Raw genomic sequence first — 25,686 nt, 5'->3', positions numbered from 1 at the left:
GGCCGGTGATGCGGCTCTTCGGCGTCGGTCGGCCCGTCCCCGTCCGCTCAGCCACGTACCCGGTGCCGGACCGTGGACCCCGACCGGGCCTTGACGACCTCCAGCTGGGCCGGGATGCGCGCCCTGAGATCGGCGACATGGCTGACGATGCCGACGCTGCGGTCGCGTTCGCGCAGCGAGTCCAGTACGTCCAGCACCTCGTCCAGGGTCTGTTCGTCCAGGCTGCCGAACCCCTCGTCGATGAAGAGGGTGTCCAGCCGGACGCCGCCCGCCTCGTCGGTGACGACGTCCGCGAGGCCCAGCGCCAGCGCGAGCGAGGCGAAGAAGGTCTCGCCGCCGGAGAGGCTGGAGGTGTCCCGTTCGTGGCCGGTCCAGGAGTCGATGACGTGCAGCCCCAGGCCGGAGCGCCGGGCGCCGCCGGCCCGCTCGTCGGAGTGGACGAGGGTGTAGCGGCCGGCGGACATCCGCTGGAGGCGGGCGCTGGCGGCGGCCGCGACCTGTTCGAGCCGGGCGGCCAGGACATACGACTCCAGGCGCATCCGGCGGGCGTTCTCGGCGGAGGTGCCGGAGGCGAGCGCGGCGAGACGGGCGATGCGGTCGTGGTCGGCGCGCAGCGGGGCGAGTTCGCGGGCGTCGGCCTCGGCACGGGCGGAGAGCCGGTCGAGCGCGGCGCAGCGTTCCTCGGCCGCGGCGAGGGTGGCCGAGGCGGTGCGCAGCCGGGCCGCCGCGGCCTGGTGCGCGCCCTGTGCGGCGGCTGGATCTGCGGGCGGCAGCGCCGCGGCGGCGCGAGCCTGCGGATCGGCCAACTCGGCCTCCACCGCGGCGGATTCGGCCTGCCAGTCGTCGAGCCGCTGTTGCAGTGTCCGCCATTCGCCCTCGCGCAGCAGCGCCTGCGCGGCGGCCTCGGCGGTGTCGAATCCGGCACCGGAGGCGGCCTCGGCCAGTCCTGCTTCGGCCTCGTCGAGCCGCCGGGCGCAGGCTTGTGCCGTACGGGACGCCTCCGCCGCGGCGGCCAGCAGCACCACCTGCCGCTCCAGCCGGGCGGCGCGGTCGGCGACGCTGGGGCTGTCGCCCCGGGACCGCGCCAACTCCTTTTCCAGAGCGTCCTGTTCACGATCCAGCGCCTCGCGGTGGGAGGTGCGGGCGGCGGCCCGGCGTTCGGCCTGCTGCTGGTCGCCGCGCCGCCGTTCGGCCTCGCGCTCGGCGTGCCCGAGCGCCTCGCGGGCGGCGTGCAGGCCGGCGCCCTGCGCATGGGCGCGGGCGTGCTCGGCCTCCCAGTCCGCGATCTGCGCGGCGAGTTCGGCGGTGGCGGCGTCCCCGGCCGCGGCGGTCGCGGCGGCCAGCGCCTCCTTGGCCGACTGGCACGCGGTCTCCGTGCGCGCACGGTCCTGCTCGGCCTGCCGGTGGGCCTCCTGCGCGGCCTCCTCGGCCGCCCGGTCGACATGGCCGGCGCCGGCCCGCGCCGGGTCGGGGTGGTCGGTCGCCCCGCACACCGCGCAGGCCTCGCCGTCGCGCAGCTGGTCCGCGAGTTCGGCGGCGATCCCGCGCAGCCGCTCCTCCTTGAGCGTCAGCCACTGCTCATGGGCCGCCGTGGCGCGCTCCCTGGCGGCGAGCAAATCCTCCTCGGCCGCGCGCACCTCGCCCCGGAGGCGGTCGCGGCGACGGGCCGCCTCGGCCCGTTCGCGGGCCGGTGCGATCCGGGTGCCGAGCTGTTCGGCGCGGGTGGCGGCCTCCCGTGCCGCCTCGATGCGCTGCTCGTGTGCCGTCCGGGCCTCGTCCCATGCGGCGAGCCACTCGGCGGCGTCCAGCAGGGTCTGCTCGTCGGCGCGCGCCTCGCGGTCGAGGGCGGCCCGCTCCCCCGCGAGGTCCGCGGCGCGCCGCTCGGCCCGCCGGGCCGCGGCGAGCGATCCCAGGTCCTCCCGCACCGCCCTCTCCTGTGCCGCGAGTTGCTCGCCCGCCGCGGCGGCGAACCGGTCGGGCAGCGGCCCCCGGGCCTGCCGCTCGGCGTGCCGGGCGGTGTCGAGTTCGCGCCGGGCGGCGTCGCGCAGGGCGAGCGCCGGGGCGACCTCCGCGGCCGCGCGCGCCCGCTCCAGCCGGTCGCGGGTGCGCTCCCGCTCCTCGGCACGCTCGTCGAGCCGGGCGGCCCGCTGCCGGGCGTCGGCGTACCGCTGCTGGAGCCGGTCCCGCTCGCGGGCCGCCGTCCACCGCTCGGCCGCGGTGTGCTCCGCGGTCTCGGCGGCCGTCACCGCGCTGTGCGCGACGGCCAGCCGCTCCCGTGCGCTCACCCGGGCGACGGCCGCCCGCACCAGCACCGTCTCGACGAACCCCGGCTCGCCCGGGCCCGGTACGTCCGGCTCCTCCCCCGTACGTGCCACCCCGCGCCCGCCGGGCTCCACCGCTCCGCCCTGCCCCGGCACCGTCGCCGCCTGCGTCAGGACCGCCGCCGTCGCCCGGCCGCGGCCGCCCGCTGAGGCACGGCCACGGGCCGGTGCGCGCCCCGCCGCCCGCCCCTCGCGGTCCGGCGCCGGGACCGACGGGTCGGTGAGGTCGGCGCTCTCACCGGCCGCCTGTGCCATCCGGTGGGCCAGCGCCAGCAGCCGTTCGTCGCCGGCCAGCACCGTTTCGCCGGCGGTCTTGCGGCGCGCGTTCAACTGCTCTTCGAGCGCCGCGAACCGCCGGGTGTCGAAGAGCCGCCCCAGCAGCCGCGAGCGGGCCTCCGCGTCGGCACGCAGAAAGCGCGCGAAGTCGCCCTGCGGCAGCAGCACCACCTGGCAGAACTGCTCCTTGCTCATCCCGAGCAGCTGGCCGATCTCCTCACCGATCTCCTGGTGGGAGCGGCTCAGCGCCTTCCAGCGGCCGTCCGGGCCGGCACCCTCCGGGGCGGGAGCCGCACCGGGCCCGGCCGGCACGAACTCCCGCAGCCTGCTCTGCGCCTTCTCCTTTGTCGTGCCGCTGCCCCGCTTCTTGGGGCGGGGCTGCTCGGGCAGCCGGGTGATCTCCAACCGCCGTCCGGCCACGGTCAGTTCGAGGACCACCTCGGTGGGCGTCATCGGGTCCGCCAGATCGCTGCGCAGCGCCTGGCCGCTCTGCCGCGCCCCGGGCACCGAGCCGTAGAGCGCGAAGCACACCGCGTCCAGGACCGAGGTCTTGCCCGCGCCGGTGGGCCCGTGCAGCAGGAAGAGGCCCTCGCGGGTGAGCCGGTCGAAGTCGACGGTCTGGGTGGCGCCGAACGGCCCGAAGGCGGTGAGCGCGAGCCGGTGCAGCCTCATCGGGCCCCCTCCGCCGCCGTCTCGGCGGTGCGCACCTCGTCGATGGCCGACCGCAGTGCGGCCCGCTCCTGCGCGTCGGCGGCGCGGCCGGCCCGTACGTGCACCACGAAGTCCTCGGCGATCTCCTGGTCGCTGCGGCCGCGCAGCCGCTGGGCGTACGAGGCCGACCCGTCGGCGGCGACCTCGTCGGGGTCGAAGACGAGGCTGACGAGGTGCGGGAAGCGCTTGGCGAGCCGGGCCATGGGCTCGTGCGGGCGGGCGGTGTCGGTCAGTGTCGCCTCGACCCAGGAGTCCTCGTGCCGGGCGTGCGCGGGGTCGGCCAGCAGCTCTTCCAGCGTGCCCCGCAGGCGGGCCAGCGGTCGCGGCACCGGGCAGTCCACCCGCTCCGCGCGCACGGCGCCGTCCCCGTCCAGGTCGACGAGCCAGGAGGATTTGCGGTGTCCGGCCTCGGAAAAGGAGTAGGCGAGCGGCGATCCGGAGTAGCGGACGCGCTCGGTGAGGGTCTGGCAGCCGTGCAGATGGCCCAGTGCGGCGTAGTCGACCCCGTCGAACACGGACGCCGGGACGGACGCGACCCCGCCGACGGTGATATCGCGCTCGCTGTCACTGACCGCGCCGCCGGTGACGAAGGCGTGCGCCAGCACCACCGACCGGGTCCCCGCGGGCCGGCCGGCGAGGTCGGCCCGCACCCGCTCCATCGCCGCGCGCAGCACCTCCGCGTGGTCGGCCCGCCGGGCGCCGAGGGTGTCCCGCACCATCGCGGGTTCGAGGTAGGGCAGCCCGTACAGCGCCACCGGGCCGTGTGCGTCGTCGAGCAGCACGGGCGTGCCGCAGCCCGCCGGGTCGGTCCGCAGGTGGATGCCGGCCCGCTCCATCAGCCCGGAGCCGACGCCCAGCCGGCGGGCGGAGTCGTGGTTGCCGGAGATCATCACCGTCGGGACGCCGAGCGCGGCGAGCCGGTGCAGCGCCTCGTCGAACAGCTCGACGGCGGCGAGCGGCGGCACCGCCCGGTCGTAGATGTCGCCGGCGACCAGCACGGCGTCGACCTCGCGGGCGCGCACCGTCTCGACGAGATGGTCGAGGAAGGTCCGCTGCGCGGAGAGCAGACCCACCCGGTGAAAGGACCGCCCCAAATGCCAGTCAGAGGTGTGCAGCACTCTCACGAAAGGGCTCCGACCTGCATGTTTCTCCCCCTCCGAGGCGACCGGTCAGCGTCCCGGCCGACGCGATTCCTTGGCGCCATTCTCGCACCCGCGCACGGGGCCGGGTGACCGCGGAGGTCCCGCGCCGGGGCTCCGGCCGGGCCCGACCGGACCCACGCCCGCCGAGCCCGTTTCACCGCACACGAAGCCATAGAACGTTCGTCCCAATAGCCGCTATACGCAAGCCATTTGCACTAAACCACATTTACTCCCTGAAAGAGTGAAATGCTCGCAAACTCTCTCAAGGTGCGGCTGTGGGCGCCGAAAACAAGTAACAGGAAGCGGCAGCTAGTCGCTTTGGATCGATCGGGAGATTGTTATGTCACGGATCACACGGGTGACGGCTATCGCCGCTCTTGCGGCCAGTACCGCCCTGGGTGGCATGTCGGCAGCGTTCGCAGACAGCGGTGCGTCCGGCGGCGCGGCCAATTCGCCGGGAGTGTTGTCAGGCAATGCGGTTCAGGTCCCGATTCACATTCCGGTCAACGTGTGCGGCAACACCCTGAACGTCGTGGGCCTGCTGAACCCGGCCTTCGGGAACACCTGCCTCAACGGCTCCATCGAGCGCCGCCGGGTGATTGTTCACCACCACCACGTCCGCCACATCATGCCGCACCACAAGAAGCGCCACCACAAGAAGCGCCACCACCGTCCCATCGGTGGAATCCACACCGGCGGCGGCGGCATGTCCTAAGACGGGACCCGTCCCGGGCGCTGCCGGTCATCACGGCACCGCCCGGGGCACCCGCTGACGCTCGCACCACCCGGCCCGGGGCCGGGCCCGTTTGCACCGAGAGCCCTTCCACCTTCATCGGCGCAGACGGCCCGGCCCCGGGTTTGTGCTGTGCAGGTACTCCTCGCGGATCCGCTTCGGGCCGAACGGCCACTCCTTCTCGCGCCGGGCCCAGACCAGGAACGCCACCACCCCCGCGCCGACCCAGGCCAGCGACCATTCGACGGGGTACCGGCCGGGCGAGTTGCGATCCGCGTAGCCGTAGATGACCAGCCAGCCGAGCAGGGCGACGATGCTCGGCAGAGGATGGAGCCACATCCGGTAGGGCCGGCGCAGCCCCGGCTGGCGGCGGCGCAGCACGCTCACCGCGGCCACCTGGGCCAGCGCCTGGACGAGCACCATGACGGTGGTCAGCAGCTGGATGAGGGTGGCCAGGTCGGTGTGCCGGCCGAGCAGGAAGCCCGCCGCCGTCACCGCGCCCATGGTGAGCAGGCCCAGCGTGGGAAAGCGGTGACGGGGGTGGAGCGTGCCGTAGGGGCGGAAGAAGACCCGGTCGCGGGCGGCGTCGTAGGGGATCCTGGAGCCGCCGAGGAGTCCGGTGAGGACGGAGGCGGCGGCGGTGAGCAGGATGAGCACCGTGACGGTGTCGGCGGCGCCCCTGCCCCAGGCCTTCTCCAGCACGACGGAGGCGACGGAGGAAGACGCCGGGCTGTGCGGGTCGAGCATCTCCCGCCAGTCGACGACCCCGAGCGTGCCGATCTCCAGCAGCAGATAGATCGTCATGATGCCGAGGATCGACCGGATGACGGCGCGCGGGATGGTGCGGCCGGGCGCTCTGATCTCGGCGCCCAGGTACGCGACGGTGTTGTAGCCGAGGTAGTCGTAGATGCCGATCGTCAGGCCCGCCGCGAAGCCGGTCCAGAAGTGGCCGGCCGTCAGCTCGACGGCGTGCGCGGGGTAGGTGAAGGCCCGCTCCGGGCTGAAGTGGGTGAAGGCGGCGGCGATGACCAGCACGACCGAGGCGATCATCACCGTCCACAGGACGACGGTGAGCCGGGCGATGTTCTCCACCCGCCGCCACAGCAGGACGACGATGCCGGCGGTGACGGCGAGACCGACGAGGTCGCCCTGCCCCGGGCTCAAGTCCGGCCACAGATAGGCCAGGTACTGCACGAAGCCGAGCACGCCGGTGGACATCCCGAGCGGGATGAAGAGCATGGCCGTCCAGACGAACAGGAACGGCATCAGCTTGCCGGTGCGGTACTGGAAGGCCTGCCGCAGATAGACGTAACTGCCGCCGGCGCCGGGCAGCGACGCCCCGAGTTCGGCCCAGATCAGCCCGTCGGCGAGCGCCAGGACCGCGCCCGCGAAGAACCCGATCACGGCCTGCGGCCCGCCGAAGGCCGCGACCATCAGCGGGATCGTCACGAACGGACCGATTCCGCACATCTGGCTCATGTTGAGGGCGGTGGCCTGGAACAGGCCGATGCGCCGGACGAATCCCACGCGCTCATCGGGGAGTTCAGCCATCCGGCAGACCCTTCTCCGGTCGGCGCGCACGCCGGACGCCGGTCCTTCTCGCCGCGCCTCATGCTGGCACGGTCGCCGCACCGGCACATCGGCGCGGACCGGCCATTTAGGCGCGGCCCGCGCACTCCCGCGCACGGCGCCGGGCCGGCCGGTCAGGCGTCCCCGTACGCCTCGCCGCCGAGTTCCAGCCGCGCCGTCCCGGCGGTGGTGTCCGCGAGCCAGCCGCGGAAGGCCTTTAGATCGGACTCCGGCAGCCCGACCTCGATGCGGACCTCCGCGCCGTACGTCACCTCGCGCACCGTCCGGCCCGTCGTACGCAGATCGTTCTCCACCCGGCCCGCGCGCTGGTGGTCGACGGTCACCGTCACCAGCCGGAAGCGCCGGCGGGTGACCGTTCCCAGCACGTCCAGCGCCTCGCCGACGACACCGCCGTAGGCGCGGATCAGGCCCCCGGCGCCGAGCTTGACGCCGCCGAAGTAGCGGGTGACCACGGCGACCACGAAGCGGACCTCGCGGCGCACCAGCATCTGGAGCATCGGTACGCCCGCGGTGCCGCCGGGCTCCCCGTCGTCGCTGGCCTTCTGAACGCCGCCGTCGGCACCGAGGACGTAGGCGAAGCAGTGGTGGCGGGCCGTGGGGTGTTCCCTGCGGATGCGCGCGATGAAGTCCTGGGCCTCGGCCTCGGTCGCCACGGGCGCGAGCGCGCACAGGAAGCGGGACTTGTTGATCTCGATCTCGTGGACGCCCTCGCGCGCGAGCGTGCGGTACTGCTCCTGCATCGGGCCAGCCTATGCGGCCCCGGTGACCTGCGAAGCGGCGGCCGGCGGCGGCCCGCGCCGCGCGGGGGTGTCCGCCGTACGGGCCCGGGTGTCGGCCGGACGGGCGCAGTCCGCACGGCCAGGCGGCGTACCCGCCCCGTCCGCACGGTGCGTCGGGGAGACGTCCGCGCCGCCCGTGGGCACTGTGAGGCCAGTGCGAGAGCCTCGTGTTCCGGGGCCCCGCTCGTACACGTAGGAACGGCGGGTTTGCGGAGGGCGGCATGGAAGAGAGCACACAGGCGGCGATGACGGCGGGCGTGCCCGTGACGGGTGACGAGATGCCCGAACCCCCGCCCGAGGTCATCGAGGCGGCACGCACTGCGCCCGATCACTGGTTGGCCATGGTGGATCTGACCTGGCAGGGCGAGGGGCCACCGCCCCTGTGGGCGCTGATCGGGCAGTGGCGCTCGGGTCCGACGGGCGAGATCGAGGAGTGGCGGGACAATCCGGAGTACCGGCCGTCGCCGCAGATGCTGGACTGGCCGGAGCCGGCCGACGCGGTCGACTGCGCGGTGCAGCTCGCCGCGACCGGCTACGGGCCGGGCCAGGACGTGTCCGAGGCGCTGGCGCGCGCGGAGGTGTCCGTACTGGTCACCGCGACCGGCTCACCGCTGGCCGCCGCCTCCCCCGAGGGCACCCCGGTGATCCCGGTCTACACCTCGCAGAGCTATCTCGAATCGGTGGGCCGGCTGCTCTTCGACCGCCGGCCGGTGTCCGCGCTCGTCGAGCAGCTGCCGCCGGGGCACGCGCTGTATCTCAACCCGACCGGCCCGGTGAGCATGCTGGTGGACACCGAGGAGCTGCGCGCCGCGGTGGCCGCGGCGTCCGGCACGACGGACGAGGCGGGCAAGCCGGCCGTGGCGGCGCGCCCGGGCACCGGGGCCGGCGGCGCCGAGCCGGTGAGCGGCGGCCGGGCGATCGGCAAGCCGGCCCGTGCGGCGAACGGCAGCACCGTCGGCGCCGGGATGGCCAGTAGTGGAGTGGCCCGCGGCCGGAACTGATCCGCCGGCGCACAGGACCCGCCCCGCCCGTCTTCCCCTTCGGGCGGGGCGTCTGCCGTACCGCCGCGGGGTCCTCGCGGTCCGCGCACCGGTCGTCCCACGACGGGAATCTCCTGGCGGCGCCGTCCGTTGAGCGCACAGGAACCTTCCACAGGAGGCAGTGCGTGTACGGCGACCCCACCACGATCCGCAGGATCCTCACCGAGCTCGGCGACACCTGGGCGATCGTGGGCCTGTCGAGCAACGAACAGCGGGCGGCGCACGGCGTCGCGGAGGTGCTGCAGCGGCACGGCAAGCGGATCGTGCCGGTGCATCCGAAGGCCGAGACGGTCCATGGTGAGCAGGGGTATCCCTCGCTCGCCGCGATCCCGTTCCCGGTCGATGTGGTCGATGTCTTCGTCAACAGCGAGCTGGCGGGCGGCATAGCCGACGAGGCGGTGGCGCTGGGCGCGCGGGCCGTCTGGTTCCAGCTCGGGGTGGTCGACGAGGCGGCCTGGGACCGGGTGCGCGACTCCGGGCTCGATATGGTGATGGATCGCTGTCCGGCGATCGAGCTGCCCCGGTTGGGCTGAAGGGGGCGGCGCTCGTCAGGCGGTGCCCAGGCCGTCCAGGAGTGTGGCGCCGGGCAGTTCGGCCAGTGCCGTGCCGGGCACGATGAGTTTGCCGCGGCGGCTGCCGCTGCCGATCAGGGCGTAGGGGGTCTCGGCGACGGCGGTGTCCACCAGCAGCGGCCAGTCGGCGGGCAGGCCGATCGGGGTGATGCCGCCGTATTCCATCCCGCTGTCGTCGACCGCCTGGTCCATCGGCGCGAACGACGCCTTGCGGGCGCCCAGTTGGCGGCGCACCGCCCCGTTGACGTCCACGCGGGTGTGCGAGAGGACGACGCAGGCGGCCAGGGTGGTCTGCCCGCCGCGCTTGCCGGCCACCACCACGCAGTTCGCCGACTGCTCCAGCAGCCAGGGCCCGTAGTGTTCGACGAGCAGGGCGGTGTCCGCGATGGCCGGGTCGGTGTCGACGTAGCGCAGCTCCTCGACCGCCACCGGCCCCTGCCAGTCACGCAGCGCGCCGGCCACCGGAGGGACCAGCAGGTCCAGGCACTCGACGGCGGGGCGGACATCGTCAAAGGCATCCATCGGGACGGGCATACGCGCCAAGTTAACAGTCGTGCCCGCCCGGCGGCGGACCCGCTCAGCGGGCGAGCGGGATGATCACCGACATGGTCATCTCGACCGGCTCCGCGCCGTCGTTGCGGTAGGCGTGGGGGACCTTGGCCTCGAACGTCGCGGAGGCGCCGGCGGGCACTTGGTGCTCCGCGCCGTCGACCACCAGCGTCAGGGTGCCGGTGCGGACATGCAGCAGTTCGACGGTGCCGGGCGGGTGCGGATCGGAGGCGCTGCGGTCGCCGGGCATCAGCCGCCAGTCCCACAGTTCGAAGGGCCCGGGGGCCTCGGCGCCCACCAGGAGCATGGTGAAGCTGCCGGCCTCGGTGGACCAGAGCCGGACCGCCTCGTCGGCGGCCACGATGCGCACCTGCGGGCCCTGCTCGTAGTCGAGCAGCGTGGTGATGCTGACGCCGAGCGCGTCGGCGATCTTGACGGTGGTGCCCACGCTCGGGTTCGTACGGGCCTGCTCGATCTGGATGATCATGCCGCGGCTGACCCCGGCCCGGGCCGCCAGCGCATCGAGGGTGAAGCCGCGCTCACCGCGCCAGTGCTTGAGGTTGCGGGCGAGCGACTGCGTGAGCTGATCGAGATCCGTCACGGGTCCGTCCAGGTCGGGGGCGAATATATTCGATTCCGCAGTTCAGTTTCTTGCACTACGGTGTGGTGTACTTCAGCGTCCGGTTCACTGTACTGCGAGGTTTCACCATGACAGCGGTCTTCGCCCTGGCCACCAGCCTGCTGTGGGGGCTCGCCGACTTCGGCGGCGGACTGCTCACCCGACGGCTGCAGGCGCTGACCGTCGTGGTGGTCTCGCAGACCCTGGCCGCCGTGGCACTGGGCGCCATCGTGCTGGCCACCGGCGGCTGGCGGGAGGCCGGACCGCAGCTGTGGTGCGCGGTCGGCGCGGGAGTCGTGGGACCCGCCGCCATGCTCTGCTTCTACCGCGCCCTGGCGCTCGGCCCGATGGGCGTGGTCTCCCCGCTCGCCTCGATCGGCACCGTCCTGGTACCGCTCGGCGTCGGGATCGTGGCGGGCGAGCGGCCGGGGCTGCTGCAGTCCGCCGGCATGGTGGTGGCCGTGGTCGGCGTGCTGCTGGCCGGCGGCCCGCGGCTCAACGGCGCGTCGGTGGCCCGCCAGACGATCGCGCTGACGCTGGTCTCGGCGCTCGGCTTCGGCGCGGTGATGGCGCTGATCTCCGAGGCGTCCACGACCGTCACCGGGCTCTTCCTCGCCCTGTTCGTCCAGCGGGTGTGCAATGTCGCCGTCGGCGGCGCCGCCCTGTACGCCTCGGTGCGGCGCGGCACCCCGGCACTGCCCGAGGGCGGACTGCCGGCCCTTCGCGGCGCGCTGCCCGCACTCGCCTTCGTCGGGATCGCCGATGTCGCCGCCAACGGCACGTACGCGATCGCCGCCCAGCACGGCCCGGTCACCATGGCGGCGGTGCTCGCCTCCCTCTACCCGGTCGTCACCTCGCTCGCGGCGCTCGGCGTCCTCAAGGAGCGGCTCCAGGCCGTCCAAGCGGCCGGCGCCTCGCTCGCGCTGGTCGGCACGGTGCTGCTCGCCTCGGGCAGCTGACTCCGGGGCAGGCGCGCCTGACGGCTGGTCAGGACGCCTCGTACGCCTCCCCGGCCTCCGCGGCGTGCCATTCCTGCACCGCGCGCAGCTGCTCGGGGGTGACGCCCTCGGGGATCGGCACCGGCGCCGGCGTGCGCAGCGGCGGCTGCCAGCCCTCCCGGGGGTCCCAGCGGCGGACGACCTTGGCGGGCGCGCCGGCGACCACCGCGTGGTCGGGGACCTCGCCGCGCACCACGGCGCCGGCCGCGACGACCACGTTCCGGCCCAGCCGCGCGCCGGGCAGGATCACCGCGCCGGTGCCGATCCAGCTGCCGGAGCCGATGGCGACCGGGTCGCTGCGCGGCCACTGCTTGCCGATCGGCACCTCGGGGTCGTCGTAGCTGTGGTTGGTGGTGGTGACGTACACCCCGGGGCCGAAGAAGCAGTCGTCGCCGATCGTCAGCCGGACATCGGCGATCACATGGCTGCCCCGCCCGAGCACCACGCCGTTGCCCAGCGTGAGGATCGGGTCCGGGCCGAGATCGAGGTCCGGCATCATGCCCGCCGTGAGCGTCACGTCCTGGGCGATGATGCAGTGGTCGCCCAGCTCGATCCACGGGTCGCCGAAGACCGTGCCCTGCGGGAAGGCGAGCCGGGTGCCGGTGCCGATCCGGCGGAAGCGGTACGGGCCGGGGCGCTGTGCCGTCACGGCCGCGGACTCCCTCACCCAGCGCGCGCCGCGGTGCACGGCACGCGACACGGCCCGGCGCCGCCAGGCCGCGACGGATGAGAACACGTTCTTGTTCATCGGCACCCGCACACGGTAATCGGCCCGCCGCCGTAGCGACCGTGCGGCGTGCTGTGATCTTCGCCCCACCCGCGGCCGTCCCCGCCGGGCGCCGCGGAGGTCGTCTACGGTGCTGGAGTCGCGGCGCAGCACGGCAAAGGAGAGCGAAGAATGACGGCACGGGCCTTGATCTCAGCGGTGAACGGCAAGGAGCCGGCCATCGATCCCTCGGCGTTCACCGCCGCGACGTCCGTCGTGCTCGGCGAGGTCTCCATGGCGGCCGGCTCCAGCGTCTGGTACCACGCGGTGCTGCGGGCCGACTGCGGCCCGATCGTGCTCGGCGCCGACAGCAACATCCAGGACAACTGCACGGTCCATGTCGACCCCGGCTTCCCGGTGACCGTCGGGGAGCGGGTCTCGGTCGGCCACAACGCGGTGCTGCACGGCTGCACCGTCGAGGACGACGTGCTGATCGGCATGGGCGCCACGGTGCTCAACGGGGCCCACATCGGGGCGGGTTCGCTGGTCGCCGCGCAGGCGCTGGTCCCCCAGGGCATGCGGGTCCCGCCCGGCTCCCTGGTCGCCGGGGTGCCGGCGAAGGTCAAGCGCGAGCTGACCGCCGAGGAGCGCGAACTCCTCACCGTCAACGCCACGATGTACGGGGAGCTGGCGGCGCAGCACCGGGAGACGGTCACGGCCGACGGGGAGTGAGCGGGCCGGGCGGCCGCGGCGGCACGGACCGGGGACGCGCCCGCGCCCGGCCGCCGCGGATCGGCTCGGCGCTCCCGCTCGGCCGTCCTGCGGTTAGCCTCAGCGTCCGGCGGTGGCGACGGTCAGCGCGGAGGACAGCAGCTCGGCGTCGAACAGGGTGGCGTCCGCCAGGCGGTTGGCGTTGGCGTAGGCGTTCAGCATCAGCTTGGCGGTCCGCAGGGCCGAGGGGGAACGGCGCACCAGCGGCTTGATCCAGCGTGCGACGGTGCTGTCGAGCTGCTCCTCGGGGACGGCCTTGTGCAGGATGGACAGCTCCTGCGCGGTGGCGGCGTCGAAGTTGTCGGCGGTCAGTATCAGCTCACGGATCCGCGAGGCGCCCGCCTCGTGCAGCAGCCGCGGCATGATCCCGCCCCAGGCGGGCGGCACCCCCAGGCCCAGCTCCGGCAGCCGGAAGCGGCAGGTGTCCGCGCCGGCCCGCAGATCGCAGAAGACCGCGAGCCCCACACCGGCGCCGACCACCCCGCCGTGCAGCCGCGCGATGGTCACCACGTCCGTGCTCGCGAGGGCCTCGCACACCCGCCGCGCCTTGTTGCCGAGCGCGCGCAGCCCCACCCCGCCGGGCTCCTCGGCGAGCAGAGCCGGGAACTCCGAGCGGTCACCGCCCAGGCAGAAGTCCGCGCCCGCGCCGGAGAGGACCAGGACCCGGATACCGGACTCGTCGTCCAGGGCCCCCAGTACGGCGAGCAGCTCGTCGAGGATCTCCCCCGAGATGGCGTTGCCCGTCTCGGGACGGTTCAACTGGACGGTGAGAACGGCGCCTTCCCGTCTCACGAGGAGGGACTTGAAGTCGTGCATCATGGGCGTTCCTTGTTTCGTTGTGCCGCTGTGCGGGAGGCCTGTGCGCCGGGGCGGTCAGACGCGGACGACGGGAAGAGTGACCAGGCGGCGGAAGGCCACCCGTGACTCCCAGACGGGCGGTGCGCCGATCCGCAGCCCGGGCAGCCGGTCGAGCATCGCGGTGAGCAGGCAGTCCGCCTCCATGCGCGCCAGCGCGTTGCCGAGGCAGTAGTGGATTCCCCCGCCGAAGCTCAGGTGGGAGGCGCGCCGGCTGACGTCGAACTCCTCGGGGGCGGCGAAGTGGTCCGGGTCGTGATGGGCGGCGCCGACCATGAGCTGCACCATCTCGTTCTTGCGGACGGTCACGCCGGCCAGCTCGGTGTCCTCGGGGGCGATCCGGCTGATCATGTGGATCGGGGCGTCGTAGCGCAGCACCTCGTCGATCGCGTCCGGTATCTGCTCGGGGTGCACCCGCAGCCAGTTCAGCTGCCGGGGGTGCTCCAGGAGCAGCCGGATCATGCTGGACAGGACGTGTGAGGTGGTCTCCAGCGCGGCCAGCACCATGAAGAGCGCGAGGGAGAAGACGGCCTCGTCGACGGCTTCGCGGTCGGGCTCCTGCGCGTCCCAGACGCGGAGCCAGGAGGAGACCGGGTCATCGCCCGGATTTCTTCGCCGTTCGCTCACCAACGCGGTGAAATACTGGCGCAATTGATGGCTTGATCCGTCCGAGAGCATGAGCTGGCTCGGCGTCGGAAACAATTCCTGGGTGTACACCTGATCATGGGTGAGCGCACGCAGAAGGGCATAGTCGGACGGCGGAATCCGCAGCCATTCCCCGATGGTGATCACCGGAAGTTCCTCGCTGACCAGGGCGCAGAAATCCGCCGGGCCGGTCGCGAGTTGTTCCTCGAACCGGTCGAGCAGCCGCCGCGTCGTCCGCTGGATCGACGGTCGCATTCCGGCCACGCAGTTGCGGTCGAAAACGTTGCCCAACGACCGCCGCACCCGGGTGTGGTGCGGCGGGTTGAGCATCGGCAGGGTGCCGCCCATCTGCCGGGAGGCATCCGCGCTCCAGCGGGCCGCGTCCCCCTGACGGGCCCGCCAGGCACTGTCCGGGACCCGCCAGTTTCTGCTTCGCAAAAGCTGGTGGCACAGCCCGTATGACGTGGCCAGATATCCGCCCCAGGGCGCCGGAACGACCTCTCCCATGGTCCTGAGTTTCGCGTACAGCGGCAGCGGATTCGACTGGCCGTCGACCGTGCGCAGACGGGAAAAAAGCGAAACCACACTGCGCCGGTCGACGGCGGCAGTGGCCAGAGCGGGAGGCAAAGCGGCACCTTCTTTCAGAAGATCACTCACGGATCGCCAACCCTGCATACCCCTGCCGCCGAACGTTCATGCGACAAACGAACATTCAAGCTGTAGTAAAGCTCACACCCGCCACCAGCTGAGGAATCCACTCCACCAGCTGCCCTTCTGGGGCTTGCCCTGCTGCTCCTGGGCCCGGGCGGCTCCCCCCTCGGCCGCGGCGGGCAGCGGGCGCCGCCGCTCGCTGCGTACCGGGGTGAAACGGGCGGGCAGCGCGTTGAGCGCGCGGTGGAACGGGCCGGGCCGCCAGGTCAACGTCTGTGCGGGCACGCCCAGTTCGATGTCGGGCAACGTGTTCAGCAACTTCTCGATCGCCCGTATGGAGATCAGCAGCGCGGGGTCCTTCGCCGGGCAGGCGTGCGGGCCGGCGCCCCAGGCCAGATGGGCCCGCTTGCTGAACGTCTGCCGGCTCGCGGACAGGCTCGGGTCGGCGTTGGCCGCCGCGAAGCTGATCAGCACCGGCGTCCCGGCCGCCAGCTTGGTCCCGGAGAGTTCCACCTCGTGCACCGGGTAGTGCGTGGCGTAGTTGGCGATCGGCGGGCTGTTCCACAGCACCTCGTTGATCGCGTCCTCGACCAGGACGTCACCGCCGCCCTGCGGGCCGCCGGCGAACTCCTCCTCGGACAGCAGCTGCCGCAGCGCGTTGGCGATGATGTTCTGCACCGGCTCGGTGCCCGCGCCGATGAGCAGGGCCAGCTGGTGGACCATCTCCTCGTCGGTCAGGCGGGACTGGTGCTGCATCAGCCAGGAGGTGACGTCCTCGCCCGGCGTGCTGCGCTTCAGCGTGACCAGCTCGAACAGGGCACCGGCCATGACCTCGTTGGCCCGCTCCACATCCACGCCGTCGAAGAGGTTGGAGATGGCGCTGATCAGCCGGTCGCCGATCTCGGCCGGGCAGCCGAAGAGGTCGTTGAAGACCAGCAGCGGCAGCAGCTGCGCGTAGTCACTTATCAGGTCGGCCTTGCCCCGCAGGCCGAACTGGTCGATGAGGTACGCCGCGACGCGGTCGACATGCCGGCTCACCCGGTGCATGTCCAGGCGCGCGAGGCTCTCCGTCACCGCCTGGCGCAGCCGAAGGTGCTCGGCGCCGTCGGAGAACATGCAATTCGGCCGGTACATCATCATCGGCAGCACGGGGCTGTCCTGCGGGACACGCCCCTCGTTCAGCGCGCGCCAACGGCGGGAATCCCGCGCGAAGGTGTCCGGGTTCTGCAGGACGTGCAGCGCGGTGGCGTAGTCCGTGACGAGTTCGGCCTCCACACCAGGAGCCAGCTCGACGGGGGCGCTGGGGCCGTACTGCCGCATCGTGTCGTAGAAAGCGTCCGGTGCGGCGGCGAATTCCGGCCCGTGCAGGGGCACCCTTTCGCCGCCGGCGTGCGCGGGGCAGCCTGGCGGCGGAGACTGGAATTCCGAGTGAGATTGCATGGCTGAGCTCCTAGTTGACGCGGGACTGTAGATATCGGACGAGTGCGATCAGGGAATCTGCCGAGGAACGCTGGTCCCGTGCGTCACAGTGGACGACGGGCGTCTCCGGGAGAAGGTCCAGCGCCTCCCGGATCTCGTCGAGCGAATGGGAGGGGGTCCCGTCGAACCGGTTCACGGCGATGGCGTACGGGATTCCGTAGTGTTCCACCAGGTCCATGACAGGGAACGACTCGTCAAGACGCTGCGGGTCGACCAGGACCAGCGCACCGAGCGCCCCCCGCGTCATGTCTTCCCACACCTGAACGAACCGCTGCTGCCCGGGCGTTCCGAACAGATAGAGGACCAGCTGCTCACTGAGGGTGAGTCGGCCGAAATCCATGGCGACCGTGGTCGTGGTCTTGTCCGGCGCGCCCTTCGGATCGTCAATTCCCGCGCCCGCCTGGGTCATTACCTCTTCGGTCCGCAGCGGAGGAATCTCGGACATGGTGCCGATGAATGTCGTCTTCCCCACGGCGAAATGACCTACCACGAGGATCTTCGCCGCGGTCTGCACTGAATCACGCAGGTACACGCCGTCATCCAAAGCGGGCCTGGAGTCCATTCAGCACCTCCTCAAGGATTTTCCGGTCGACAAGCTGAGCGCTAGGTATGGGCGCGCGGGAGTAGAGATACCCCTCCCGCGCGAGGTCGGACACCAGAATCTTGACGACGCCCACCGGGAGCCGGGTGTGCCCGGCGATCTCGGCGATCGAGAGAAAGCCTCCCGAACACAGCTCCAGCAGGCGGAGCTTCTCCGGATCGAGCGGTTTCGTCCGAGGGGGCTCCGCATGCACGGTGACCAGGGTGATCAGCGAGAACTCATCGCCGTCAAGAAGATCGCGACCGTTGGTGATGACGTACGGCCGCACTAAATCCGCTGCTTCGTGTTCCAGCTCCGGCTCGTCGTCATGTGTCATGACTGAATATCTGCCCTCTCACGAGGCGGGCTGGTCAATGCCTTACCGAGCTGCCCGACCAGCTGCTGCATACGGAAGGTGATCTCCGCCATGTCGACATCGGGCGATGCCGAAACGGCGAGATACGCGCCTTCACCGGCCGAGATGAGAAAGACCCAGCCATGGTCGAATTCCACCAGCGTCTGCCGCCACTGCGGGCGGTTGGCGGACGCACCGCCATGGCAGAAGTCGGCCACCGTACGGCTCAGCGACTGCATTCCGCTCATTGCCGCGGCGACGGTATCGGCGTGGTCCCGGCCGACGTCCTTCGAGCGGGCCATGAGCAGACCGTCGGCGGAAACGAGAATGGCATGCTGCGCTTCGGGCAGTTCCAGAGCACTGTCAAGCATCCATGACAGATCGTAGTTCACTGAACCTCATGCCCTTCATCGCTTGCATTAGTGGAACGCCGGCCGGACTGCGTGCCGCGCTGGAATGCGCCCATGACGGACGCGGCCCGTGCACTGTCGCGGGCCGGGGTTTCCGTGGTCTCGTTCTGGGTCGGCACGATGGAAATCGCACCACGGCGGCGGCGCTTGGGCAGCCCGCCGGCGGTCGTCTCACCGACCGGCGCCGAGGGAGCCGGCGGCTGCGCGGTCGGCACCGGTCCCGGAGCCTGGTAGGAGGGGCGCCGCTGGGCCGGAACGGCACCGCCGGAAGCCGGGTGACCAGGAGGGTTCTCGGGCGGCAACGGAGCGGACGCGGCCACGGCAGGGCTCTCCTCGGGCTCGTGCAGGGACGTCAGTAGATCGTCGGGGAGCAGGACGACCGCGCGCACGCCACCGTAGGGAGAGGTGGAATCCACCGATACGCTGAATCCGTAGCGGGCGGCGAGCACACCCATGACCGTGAAACCGAACTGCGGCGGATTTCCGAGGCTGGAGACGCTGGCGGAATTCTCGCTCGACAACAGCCGGGCGGCGCGCGCCTTCTCCTCCTCGTTCATACCGACACCGGCGTCATCGACGACGATGCATACGCCCTTGGGTACCGGACGGATATTGATCTCGATCATCGTTTCCGGCGCCGAGTAACTGGTGGCGTTGTCCAGCAGTTCGGCAAGAACCAGCGCGACCGGTTCCACCGCACGGCTCACGATGGCGAAGTTGCTCTGCGACCGGATTTCGACGCGCGTGAAGTGACGGATTCGCCCCTTCGCACTGCGGACCACATCGTAGAGCGAGGCATTGTGCCGCCGCCGGCCGAGCCAGCCGTCGCAGAGGACGGCGATGGACTGGGCCCGCCGCGCGAACTGCGAGTTCATGTGGTCGATGTCGAGCAGATCCTGAAGGATCTTGTGCTCGCCATAGGTTTCCTGCAGCTTGGAAATCGCCAGCTGCTGCTCGCTCGCCAGCCCCTGGAGGGTGCGCATGGCGGACTTCAGAGTGGTCTTGGTGGCCTCTTCCGCGCGGTCTTTGGCCTCCTCCACCGCCTCGGTGTAGCGGTCTTCCAGATTGGCGTAGTGCTGCTTGAGATCAGCCTTCTCTGCTCGAAGCTCCGATATTTTCTTTCGACCGCGAATAATCGCGGTTGCGGCTACAGGTGTGCCAGCGATCAATCCCCAGAGCGCTGGATCCTGGAAGTATTGCGTCATAAGACTCTCTTCGGACGACGGAGCCACCAGGTGTCGTTCGCCTGGCTGCGACGTATCTGCTCATTCGCGGTTCCGGACATACGTGAACGGCCGCGCGCAGTCGCCTGCCAGAAAGCCATCAAAGGGCCGGCTAATGGCATAGTGCTCCCGGGGTGGCAGTTTTCAAAGGCCAATGCGCGGAATTACTTTCTTGCCTTAGCAGGTGACTAGCCCGTTGGCAAGTGCGATGATCTTAGCATCACGACAACGGCCATCGTCCAACCGCGATCTGAACAGTTCCTCATCTGAAGGGGATTCAACAAAGGCCCCCTTTGGGGCCATTGGACTCTTGCGCCGGGATCGGCGGCAGCCCTCTCGTCCGGATCCTGACGATCCGTTGACGTGCGGCGACGCGGTCCTCGCGCGGGGCGGTGGACGGGTCGGCCGACTCAGCGATGCGGGGCGTCGTGCACGTACGTGATCTCGCCATCGCGGACCCGGACGACGCGCACGGTCATGTCGCGGTCGGTGCCCCGCAGGTAGTGGGCCGTGCACCGGGTCCGGGCGCCCTTGACGGCGCGCAGGTCGTGCGTGCAGTCGACCGATCGCGGTCCCCTGGGGATCACCGGCAACGACAGATGGTCCGAGATCGACCGCGCGACCTCGCGGCGCGGGACGGTGTCGGTCGTCCGGTGCACCGCGCTGGTGGCGTTCCGGTCCCGCAGCCATTGGCTGCCGGCCGTGAGGCTTCCCGCCAGCAGAGCCGTACCGACCAGCGTCAGACCGACAGCTCGCAGTGTGCGCACGACTCTCCTTCCCGCGGGTATCCGCCGTTCCCCGGGCCGCGGCGCGGCCGGATCACGGACAATTCTTGCCGGATGCCCGGCGTCGGCAACACGAGCCCGCCGTGGTGCCGCCACCCAGGCGACGCTGCGTCAGGGGGACGGCACCGGTCCCTGCATCTGTTCGCTGATCCAGTGCAGCGACTCGGGCATCCGCTGGATGTAGGTGTGGCCGCTGTGCACACCGTTCGGTATGTCGAAGAGCGTGGAGTGGATCGGTCCGCCGGTGTAGTCGGCGATGAAGCGCTTCACATCGGGCACCGCGACCTCCCGGCTGCCGAGCTCGAACGCCAGATAGACCTCCGGGCCCTTGCGCCGGTCCAGCTCCCGTGCGAGGTGACGCGGGTCGTTGGCCCGCATCTCCGCCGGGTGCCCCTGCCACAGCGGTGAATCCGGCGCCGTGTCAGGGCCGTTGACGATCGCCGCCTTGAACTGCTGCGGCTCCTTGAGGACGGCCTTCAGGGCGGCGAAGCCACCGGACGAGGACCCCATGAAGGCCCAGCCGTCCCGGCTGTCGTAAGTGCGGAAATTGGCCCGCGCGAAGTCCGGCACGTCCTCGGTGAGCCAGCTGCCCATCTTCGGCTGCCCCGGGATGTCGCTGCCGTCGTAATACCTCTTGCCGGGGTTGAGCACCGGCATCACCAGGATGAACGGCAGCGTCTTGCCCTGCCGGGACCACTCCGCGAGCCGCTCCTCCAGCGAAAAGGGCTCCCCCGCCCAGTAGTTGAACGGATAGCCGTAGGCGCCGGGCAGCGCGATCAGCACCGGGAAGGCGCTCCGGGCGTACCGGGGGCGGTGGTACTCGGGCGGCAGCCAGGTCCAGATGTCGCCGGTGAAGCCGGACTTACGGCCGTGCCAGGTCGTCCGTACGACCTGGGTGCCGTCGTCGCCGGTCGTCCGGAACGGGGTGAAGGAGGAGCGCGGTCCGCGCGGCGGCACCATCCGCGGCCGGCCGTTGTTGGCGTCCGCGGGACGGGCCCGCAACCGCGGCACACCGGAGGCGTCGACGGCATCACGGCCGGTACCGCAGCCGGCCAGCAGCACCAGAGCCAGCACGCTCACCGCAGCTCGGACACGCAGGCACTTCATCGGGACGCTCTCCTTGGATGCTCGGTCCGGCCGCGGACACCACGCTGCCATCACGGCGCCGGTCCGAAGACACCACCCAGAGATCGCCCGGAGCCCGCCCGGCACCGCCCCCGGCCGCGTGAGCTGGCGCTCCGCGGTTTTCCGGCCACAAAAGGGCGCTCCGGCACGTCAATTGGGCCGACCGGGATTTCCCCCGTTCGATAGACCTGCGGCTTGTTTGCTCGTTCACCGGACGGTCGGTTCTGACCCGGCGGATTCCCGTTCCGCGAGGGTGCGGGGTTGTGCCGCGGGGGGATGACCGATGACCGCCTGGGCCGCTCGCCGGGCCACCCGCTGCCCGGAATGGCGGGACGGGCCGTGGAACACGGGCGGTGGCGCGCGGGCAGCGGAGCACGAGCGGCCGTCCGTACTGCTCGATGGCACCCGGCCGGGAAGGCACCCGCGGCTCCGGCGTCCGGTCCCGGTCCTTCGCCTCACGGCGGCCGGTGCGGCCCTGATCTGCGCCGACGTACGGCGCCACGAATGGGGTCACTCCCTGTGACACACCGGTCACGTCCGGGATGCGGGTGCGCCGGGCCGGTCGCATGCTGAGGGCATGAAGCGTGCCCCCGTGATCGTGCATCCGCCCTGTACGGGCGGTCGCCGTGTGACGCTCTACGGACAGGATCTGGGGCGGGCACTGCGCCCCGGCGATGTGGCCGCCATACTGCGCCGGGCCGGTTTCGGTACCGCGCGGTTCGTCTGGGACGACACCGGCGTCTTCGAATGGCGCGACGGCGGGCCGGACGTGTGGCTGATGCCCTGAGCCGCCGAGGCGGCGCCGTGGAGGATCGGTCGGGCGGCCGGGCGGGCAGCGGAGTCGCTCCGGCCCGGCGCACCGGTCAGTCGACCGTCGCGGCGACCTTGGCTTCCTTCGCCGCGCGGGCGGCGGCCGCCTTCTTCGCGCGGTGCTTCATCAGGAGGAACGAGCCGATGCCGAACAGCACCGCGGCACCCAAGCCCCACGACGAGAAGCGCTTGAGCCAGGGCTCGGCGACGATGCCCACGCTGTAGATGAGCGCGGTCGTCCCGCCCGCCCAGATGATGCCGCCGAGGACGTTGGCGATCAGGAACTTCCAGTACGGCATCCGCAGCACGCCGGCGAGCGGGCCGGCGAAGATGCGCAGCAGCGCGATGAAGCGGCCGAAGAAGACCGCCCACATCCCCCACTTGTCGAACTGCGCCTCGGCCATGGCGACATGGTCGGGACCGAAGTGCCTGGGGAACCTCCGACCGGCCCAGTGCAGCAGCGGCTGGCCGCCCTTGCGTCCGATCAGATAGCCGACGGAGTCCCCGAGGATCGCGCCGATCGACGCGCAGGCGCCGAGCACGTACGGGTTGATGTGGTCCTGGGTCGCGGCGAGGATCGCCGCGCTGACGAGGACGATCTCACCGGGCAGCGGAATGCCGAGGCTCTCCAGTCCGATGACCACCCCCACCAGGAGGTAGACGCTCACGGCCGGTACCGTCTCGAGCCACTCCTGGATGTGCAAAACCGGTTCCTCCGCTGAAGTAGGGCCCCCGTGGGCCGGGCCCGATGCCCCTGGCACCGCGGCCGCTCGATCCCCTTGGCACGCCTGGGCGCGCCCGGGAAGCGTACTCGATCGGGTCGCCCATGAGCCGATTCGTCCCGCGGTGGGCGACCTCCGCCGCCGCGGCCGACGGGGCCCTCCCGGGACGGCGACGGCCCGCCGCGCGGTGGCGCAGCGGGCCGGTGGGAGAACTCGGCTGTGAAGCGATTCACCCGGTGAAGCGGCTCACTTGTTGGGGCGCAGGGTCCACACGATGGTCATCTCGCCGGTCACCGCGCCGTCCTCGCGGGTGAGGGAGACGTTCACCGGGAATTCCGGGCGCTCGCCGGCGTCGAGCTCGGCGACCACCTCGGCCACCGGCCGGCCCAGCTCCGCGGTGGCGGCGACCGCCCCCATGGCGAGCTTCTTGTAGCCGATCTCGGCGCGCACCGCCAGCGGCACCGCGCGGCCGAGCTGGTCGCCGAAGGCGGTCATCACGATCGCCCCGCTCGCGGACTCGGCGAGGGTGAACATCGCGCCGGCGTGCGGGCCGCCGACGTGATTGTGGAAGTCGGACTGGTCGGGCATGCGGACCACGGCGCGCTCGGCGGTGGTCTCGGTGAACTCGAGGTTCAGGGTGCGGACCATCGGCACGGAGGCCGCCATCATTTCGCCGATCGACGGCAGGGTCTCGGAGGACATGAGGTCATGTTACCTAGCGGTAGCTTAGCTGGGAAGGGCGGCGGGGTCCGGGTGTTCCGCCCCGCGCCGATCCCGGTGCGCGCCGCTGCCCGCGCCGCCTATCGTGGACGCCCGTGCGGCCAGGTCAACAACACAGCGCAGACGCTCGGGTGAGCCACCCGGCGCACGAGGTGCACGGTGCGCCGGGTTCCCCGTGCCGCCGTCCCTCCGCCACCGGCCCGGGCTCGCTGCCGTGGTGAGAGCCCGTCCCGCCTGGGCCGGACGCAACTATCTGCTGCTCACCGGCGCCACGGTGATCACCAGCCTCGGCAGCTCCGGTGCGCTGATCGCGACCGCCTTCGCGGTGCTCGCCGCCGGTGGCACCGCCACCGAGGTCGGCCTGGTCGCGGCCGCCCGCACCGTCCCGCTGCTCCTCTTCCTGCTGATCGGCGGCGCGGTCGCCGACCGGCTCCCCCGGCACCGTGTGATGGTCGCCGCGAACACCCTCAACTGCGTCTCCCAGGGCCTGTTCGCGCTGCTCGTGCTGACCGGGGAGCCGCGGCTGTGGCAGATGGCGCTGCTGGCCGCCCTCGGCGGTACCGGGCAGGCGTTCTTCGCGCCGGCCTCCGAGGGCATGGTGCTCGCCGGGGTCTCCGGTGAGCACTCCGGCCGCGCCTTCGCGGTGTACCGGATGGGCATGAACGGCGCGAACATCGGCGGGGCCGCGCTCGGCGGGGCCCTGGTCGCCGCCGTCGGCCCGGGCTGGGTGCTGGCCATCGACTCCGCGGCGTTCGCACTCGCGGCGGCGCTGCGTGCGTTCCTCGACGTCAGCGGAGTTCCCCGGCGGGCGGCCGGCGGCGGGATGCTGCACGACCTGCGGGAGGGCTGGCGGGAGGTCGTCTCGCGGTCCTGGCTGTGGGCGGTGATCCTGCAGTTCTCCCTCGTCAACGCCATGGTCGCGGCCGCCGAGGCGGTCTACGGGCCGGTGATCGCCGCACGGTATCTGGGCGGCCCCGGCCCATGGGGGCTGGCGCTGGCCGCCTTCGGCGCGGGGACCGCGGGCGGCGCCCTGCTGATGACCCGCCTGCGGCCGCGCCGCCTCCTGCTGACCGGTGCGCTGTGCGTGTTCCCGCTCGCCCTCCCGTCCGCCGCGCTCGCCGTGCCGCTCCCCACGGCCGGGCTCGCCGTGATCATGTTCGGTACCGGCGTCGCGATCGAGGTCTTCGCGGTGACGTGGATGGTGGCACTGCACCAGGAGATCCCCGAGGACAAGTTCTCCCGGGTCTCGTCCTACGACTGGCTGGGCTCGCTGGCCGTGGTCCCGGCGGCCACCGCGCTGGCCGGCCCCGTGCAGGACCTCATCGGCACCAGGGCCGCGCTGTGGGGCTGTTCGGCGCTGATCGTGCTGCTGACGGCGGCGGTGCTGTGCGTTCCCGGTGTACGGCGGCTGACCCGGCGCACGGAGCCGGAGCCGACGGCCGGATCGGCGGACTCCCCGGCGGCCGGTGCTCCGGAGCCGCAGGCGTCGGGGACGCCGTGAGCCGCGGCCGCGACGGGTCCGTGCTCAGCCGACGCTGAACGCACCGTCCGGGGGCACCGGCGAGGCCACCGCCTCGGCGTCGCGTACGGGTGCCGCGTCCGCGATCAGCCGCCGCAGGCGCGCACCGTGCTCCACCCGGGCCGGGAACGCGTCGCCGGCCGCCCGCCGGGCCAGCGCCGCGAGCGGGAGCGGCGCGCGCGAGGCGAGCAGCACGGCGTTGCCGAAGCGGCGGCCGCGCAGCACCGAGGGCTCCGCGATCAGCGCCAGGTGCTCGAAGACCGTGGCGAAGTTGGCGAGTTGGCCGCGCAGGAAGCCGAACGGCGCGCTGTCCGCGAGGTTCGCGGCATAGCAGCCGTCCTCCCGCAGCACCCGGGCGGCGGCCCGTGCGTACTCGACCGAGGTGAGCTGCGCCGGCACCCGCGAGCCGCCGAAGACATCCGCCACGATCACATCGGCGCTGTGCTCCGGCGCCGCCTCCAGCGCCGTGCGGGCGTCCTGGGCGTGCAGCGTGACACCGCGGTCGGCGGGCAGCGGCAGATGCTCCGCCACCAGGGCGAGCAGGGCGCGATCGGCCTCGATGACGTCCTGCCGGGAGTGCGGCCGGGTGGCCGCCAGATAGCGGGGCAGGGTCAGCGCCCCGCCACCGAGGTGCAGCGCGTCCAGCGGCTCCCCCGGAGCGGCCATCTCGTCCAGGACGAAGGCCAGCCGGCGCACATACTCGAATTCCAGGTGCAGCGGCGCGTCGAGGTCCACGTACGACTGGGGCGCCCCGTCGACCGTGAGCAGCCAGGCCCGGGGCCGGTCGACATCGGGCAGCAGCTTGGCGGTGCCGCAGTCCACGGTCCGGGTGACGGGTATCGGCTCAGGTGCTGGGTCCACCGTCCCATTGTGCCGGTCCGGGCCGGGTCGCCGGCGCCGGTGCGGATCACGGCCCTTGGCCCGGTGCGGGCCGCGCCGCCCGGCCGCCGGCCCCGGGGCGGGCGGTTCAGTCCGGCCAGTCCGGCCAGTCCGGCCAGTC

The 25,686-nt window shown here is 72.1% G+C and carries 26 protein-coding genes; 7 read left to right on the top strand and 19 right to left on the bottom strand.

Features of this window, described 5'->3' with window-relative positions:
* Positions 1 to 47: 47 nt before the first annotated feature.
* Positions 48 to 3,269: an AAA family ATPase gene (locus IEY78_RS04035; RefSeq protein ID WP_189096110.1), complete on the bottom strand. Its 3,222-nt coding sequence runs from the start codon at positions 3,267 to 3,269 to the stop codon at positions 48 to 50.
* The gene (locus tag IEY78_RS04030) at positions 3,266 to 4,432 is read right to left on the bottom strand and encodes an exonuclease SbcCD subunit D (RefSeq protein WP_189096109.1); all 1,167 of its coding nucleotides are present in this window, start codon (positions 4,430 to 4,432) and stop codon (positions 3,266 to 3,268) included. Before IEY78_RS04030 ends, IEY78_RS04035 begins: the two co-directional genes overlap by 4 nt.
* 376 nt (positions 4,433 to 4,808) lie before the next feature.
* Between IEY78_RS04030 and IEY78_RS34945 the strand changes: the two genes are divergently transcribed.
* The gene (locus tag IEY78_RS34945) at positions 4,809 to 5,165 is read left to right on the top strand and encodes a chaplin (RefSeq protein WP_308426852.1); all 357 of its coding nucleotides are present in this window, start codon (positions 4,809 to 4,811) and stop codon (positions 5,163 to 5,165) included.
* Positions 5,166 to 5,279: 114 nt separating this feature from the next.
* Here the strand turns inward: IEY78_RS34945 and IEY78_RS04020 are convergent, their stop codons facing one another.
* Positions 5,280 to 6,734, bottom strand: coding sequence for an APC family permease (locus IEY78_RS04020; RefSeq protein ID WP_189096107.1), 1,455 nt, complete (start codon positions 6,732 to 6,734; stop codon positions 5,280 to 5,282).
* 152 nt (positions 6,735 to 6,886) lie between these two features.
* The gene (locus IEY78_RS04015) at positions 6,887 to 7,513 is read right to left on the bottom strand and encodes a YigZ family protein (RefSeq protein WP_189096106.1); all 627 of its coding nucleotides are present in this window, start codon (positions 7,511 to 7,513) and stop codon (positions 6,887 to 6,889) included.
* A gap of 260 nt (positions 7,514 to 7,773) precedes the next feature.
* On the opposite strand from IEY78_RS04015, the gene IEY78_RS04010 reads away from it, so the two are divergent.
* Positions 7,774 to 8,553: a type VII secretion system-associated protein gene (locus IEY78_RS04010; RefSeq protein WP_189096105.1), complete on the top strand. Its 780-nt coding sequence runs from the start codon at positions 7,774 to 7,776 to the stop codon at positions 8,551 to 8,553.
* 164 nt (positions 8,554 to 8,717) lie between these two features.
* Positions 8,718 to 9,125 (top strand): CoA-binding protein, encoded by a 408-nt coding sequence (locus IEY78_RS04005; protein WP_189096104.1) that lies wholly within the window; start codon positions 8,718 to 8,720, stop codon positions 9,123 to 9,125.
* Positions 9,126 to 9,140: 15 nt separating this feature from the next.
* Here the strand turns inward: IEY78_RS04005 and IEY78_RS04000 are convergent, their stop codons facing one another.
* Positions 9,141 to 9,698: a YbaK/EbsC family protein gene (locus IEY78_RS04000; protein ID WP_229699689.1), complete on the bottom strand. Its 558-nt coding sequence runs from the start codon at positions 9,696 to 9,698 to the stop codon at positions 9,141 to 9,143.
* 43 nt (positions 9,699 to 9,741) lie between these two features.
* The gene (locus IEY78_RS03995) at positions 9,742 to 10,314 is read right to left on the bottom strand and encodes a helix-turn-helix domain-containing protein (RefSeq protein ID WP_189096103.1); all 573 of its coding nucleotides are present in this window, start codon (positions 10,312 to 10,314) and stop codon (positions 9,742 to 9,744) included.
* 107 nt (positions 10,315 to 10,421) lie between these two features.
* Here IEY78_RS03995 and IEY78_RS03990 point away from each other — a divergent pair, with 107 nt between their 5' ends.
* Positions 10,422 to 11,291 (top strand): DMT family transporter, encoded by an 870-nt coding sequence (locus IEY78_RS03990; protein ID WP_189096102.1) that lies wholly within the window; start codon positions 10,422 to 10,424, stop codon positions 11,289 to 11,291.
* 28 nt (positions 11,292 to 11,319) lie between these two features.
* Here the strand turns inward: IEY78_RS03990 and IEY78_RS03985 are convergent, their stop codons facing one another.
* Positions 11,320 to 12,078: an acyltransferase gene (locus tag IEY78_RS03985; protein ID WP_189096206.1), complete on the bottom strand. Its 759-nt coding sequence runs from the start codon at positions 12,076 to 12,078 to the stop codon at positions 11,320 to 11,322.
* Positions 12,079 to 12,228: 150 nt separating this feature from the next.
* Between IEY78_RS03985 and IEY78_RS03980 the strand changes: the two genes are divergently transcribed.
* The gene (locus IEY78_RS03980; RefSeq protein ID WP_189096101.1) at positions 12,229 to 12,768 is read left to right on the top strand and encodes a gamma carbonic anhydrase family protein; all 540 of its coding nucleotides are present in this window, start codon (positions 12,229 to 12,231) and stop codon (positions 12,766 to 12,768) included.
* 99 nt (positions 12,769 to 12,867) lie between these two features.
* On the opposite strand, the gene IEY78_RS03975 is transcribed toward IEY78_RS03980, so the two are convergent.
* From IEY78_RS03975 to IEY78_RS03935, 9 genes are all read right to left on the bottom strand, one after another.
* Entirely contained in the window at positions 12,868 to 13,626 is a 759-nt protein-coding gene (locus IEY78_RS03975) for an enoyl-CoA hydratase/isomerase family protein (protein ID WP_189096100.1), read from the bottom strand.
* 54 nt (positions 13,627 to 13,680) lie between these two features.
* Positions 13,681 to 14,814, bottom strand: coding sequence for a cytochrome P450 (locus IEY78_RS03970; RefSeq protein ID WP_229699688.1), 1,134 nt, complete (start codon positions 14,812 to 14,814; stop codon positions 13,681 to 13,683).
* A gap of 222 nt (positions 14,815 to 15,036) precedes the next feature.
* Positions 15,037 to 16,398 (bottom strand): cytochrome P450, encoded by a 1,362-nt coding sequence (locus IEY78_RS03965; RefSeq protein WP_189096098.1) that lies wholly within the window; start codon positions 16,396 to 16,398, stop codon positions 15,037 to 15,039.
* 10 nt (positions 16,399 to 16,408) lie between these two features.
* Positions 16,409 to 16,999 (bottom strand): GTP-binding protein, encoded by a 591-nt coding sequence (locus IEY78_RS03960; RefSeq protein WP_189096097.1) that lies wholly within the window; start codon positions 16,997 to 16,999, stop codon positions 16,409 to 16,411.
* Positions 16,974 to 17,354, bottom strand: a complete 381-nt coding sequence (locus tag IEY78_RS03955) for a DUF742 domain-containing protein (RefSeq protein WP_189096096.1) — start codon at positions 17,352 to 17,354, stop codon at positions 16,974 to 16,976. The genes IEY78_RS03960 and IEY78_RS03955 overlap by 26 nt, the downstream gene beginning before the upstream one ends.
* Positions 17,351 to 17,764, bottom strand: coding sequence for a roadblock/LC7 domain-containing protein (locus IEY78_RS03950; protein WP_189096095.1), 414 nt, complete (start codon positions 17,762 to 17,764; stop codon positions 17,351 to 17,353). The genes IEY78_RS03955 and IEY78_RS03950 overlap by 4 nt, the downstream gene beginning before the upstream one ends.
* A complete protein-coding gene (locus IEY78_RS03945) occupies positions 17,761 to 18,987 on the bottom strand; it encodes an ATP-binding protein (RefSeq protein ID WP_189096094.1) in 1,227 nt (408 codons plus the stop codon). The genes IEY78_RS03950 and IEY78_RS03945 overlap by 4 nt, the downstream gene beginning before the upstream one ends.
* A gap of 428 nt (positions 18,988 to 19,415) precedes the next feature.
* Positions 19,416 to 19,772: a DUF4333 domain-containing protein gene (locus IEY78_RS03940; RefSeq protein ID WP_189096093.1), complete on the bottom strand. Its 357-nt coding sequence runs from the start codon at positions 19,770 to 19,772 to the stop codon at positions 19,416 to 19,418.
* A 129-nt stretch (positions 19,773 to 19,901) separates the two neighbouring features.
* Positions 19,902 to 20,897, bottom strand: coding sequence for an alpha/beta hydrolase (locus IEY78_RS03935; protein ID WP_189096092.1), 996 nt, complete (start codon positions 20,895 to 20,897; stop codon positions 19,902 to 19,904).
* A gap of 595 nt (positions 20,898 to 21,492) precedes the next feature.
* On the opposite strand from IEY78_RS03935, the gene IEY78_RS03930 reads away from it, so the two are divergent.
* The gene (locus tag IEY78_RS03930) at positions 21,493 to 21,702 is read left to right on the top strand and encodes a hypothetical protein (protein ID WP_189096091.1); all 210 of its coding nucleotides are present in this window, start codon (positions 21,493 to 21,495) and stop codon (positions 21,700 to 21,702) included.
* A gap of 76 nt (positions 21,703 to 21,778) precedes the next feature.
* On the opposite strand, the gene IEY78_RS03925 is transcribed toward IEY78_RS03930, so the two are convergent.
* Together IEY78_RS03925 and IEY78_RS03920 are read right to left on the bottom strand one after the other, a co-directional pair.
* Entirely contained in the window at positions 21,779 to 22,429 is a 651-nt protein-coding gene (locus IEY78_RS03925; protein WP_189096090.1) for a DedA family protein, read from the bottom strand.
* A 264-nt stretch (positions 22,430 to 22,693) separates the two neighbouring features.
* Positions 22,694 to 23,149, bottom strand: coding sequence for a DUF4442 domain-containing protein (locus IEY78_RS03920; RefSeq protein WP_189096089.1), 456 nt, complete (start codon positions 23,147 to 23,149; stop codon positions 22,694 to 22,696).
* 235 nt (positions 23,150 to 23,384) lie between these two features.
* On the opposite strand from IEY78_RS03920, the gene IEY78_RS03915 reads away from it, so the two are divergent.
* The gene (locus tag IEY78_RS03915) at positions 23,385 to 24,668 is read left to right on the top strand and encodes an MFS transporter (RefSeq protein WP_229699687.1); all 1,284 of its coding nucleotides are present in this window, start codon (positions 23,385 to 23,387) and stop codon (positions 24,666 to 24,668) included.
* A gap of 24 nt (positions 24,669 to 24,692) precedes the next feature.
* Here IEY78_RS03915 and IEY78_RS03910 read toward each other — a convergent pair whose 3' ends face one another.
* Complete coding sequence (locus IEY78_RS03910) at positions 24,693 to 25,547, bottom strand: spermidine synthase (protein ID WP_189096087.1); 855 nt, start codon at positions 25,545 to 25,547, stop codon at positions 24,693 to 24,695.
* Positions 25,548 to 25,686: the final 139 nt, after the last annotated feature.

The sequence above is a fragment of the Streptomyces kronopolitis genome (assembly GCF_014646275.1).
Lineage (GTDB): Bacteria > Actinomycetota > Actinomycetes > Streptomycetales > Streptomycetaceae > Streptomyces > Streptomyces kronopolitis.
This window is presented reverse-complemented; position numbering and strand designations above follow the sequence as displayed.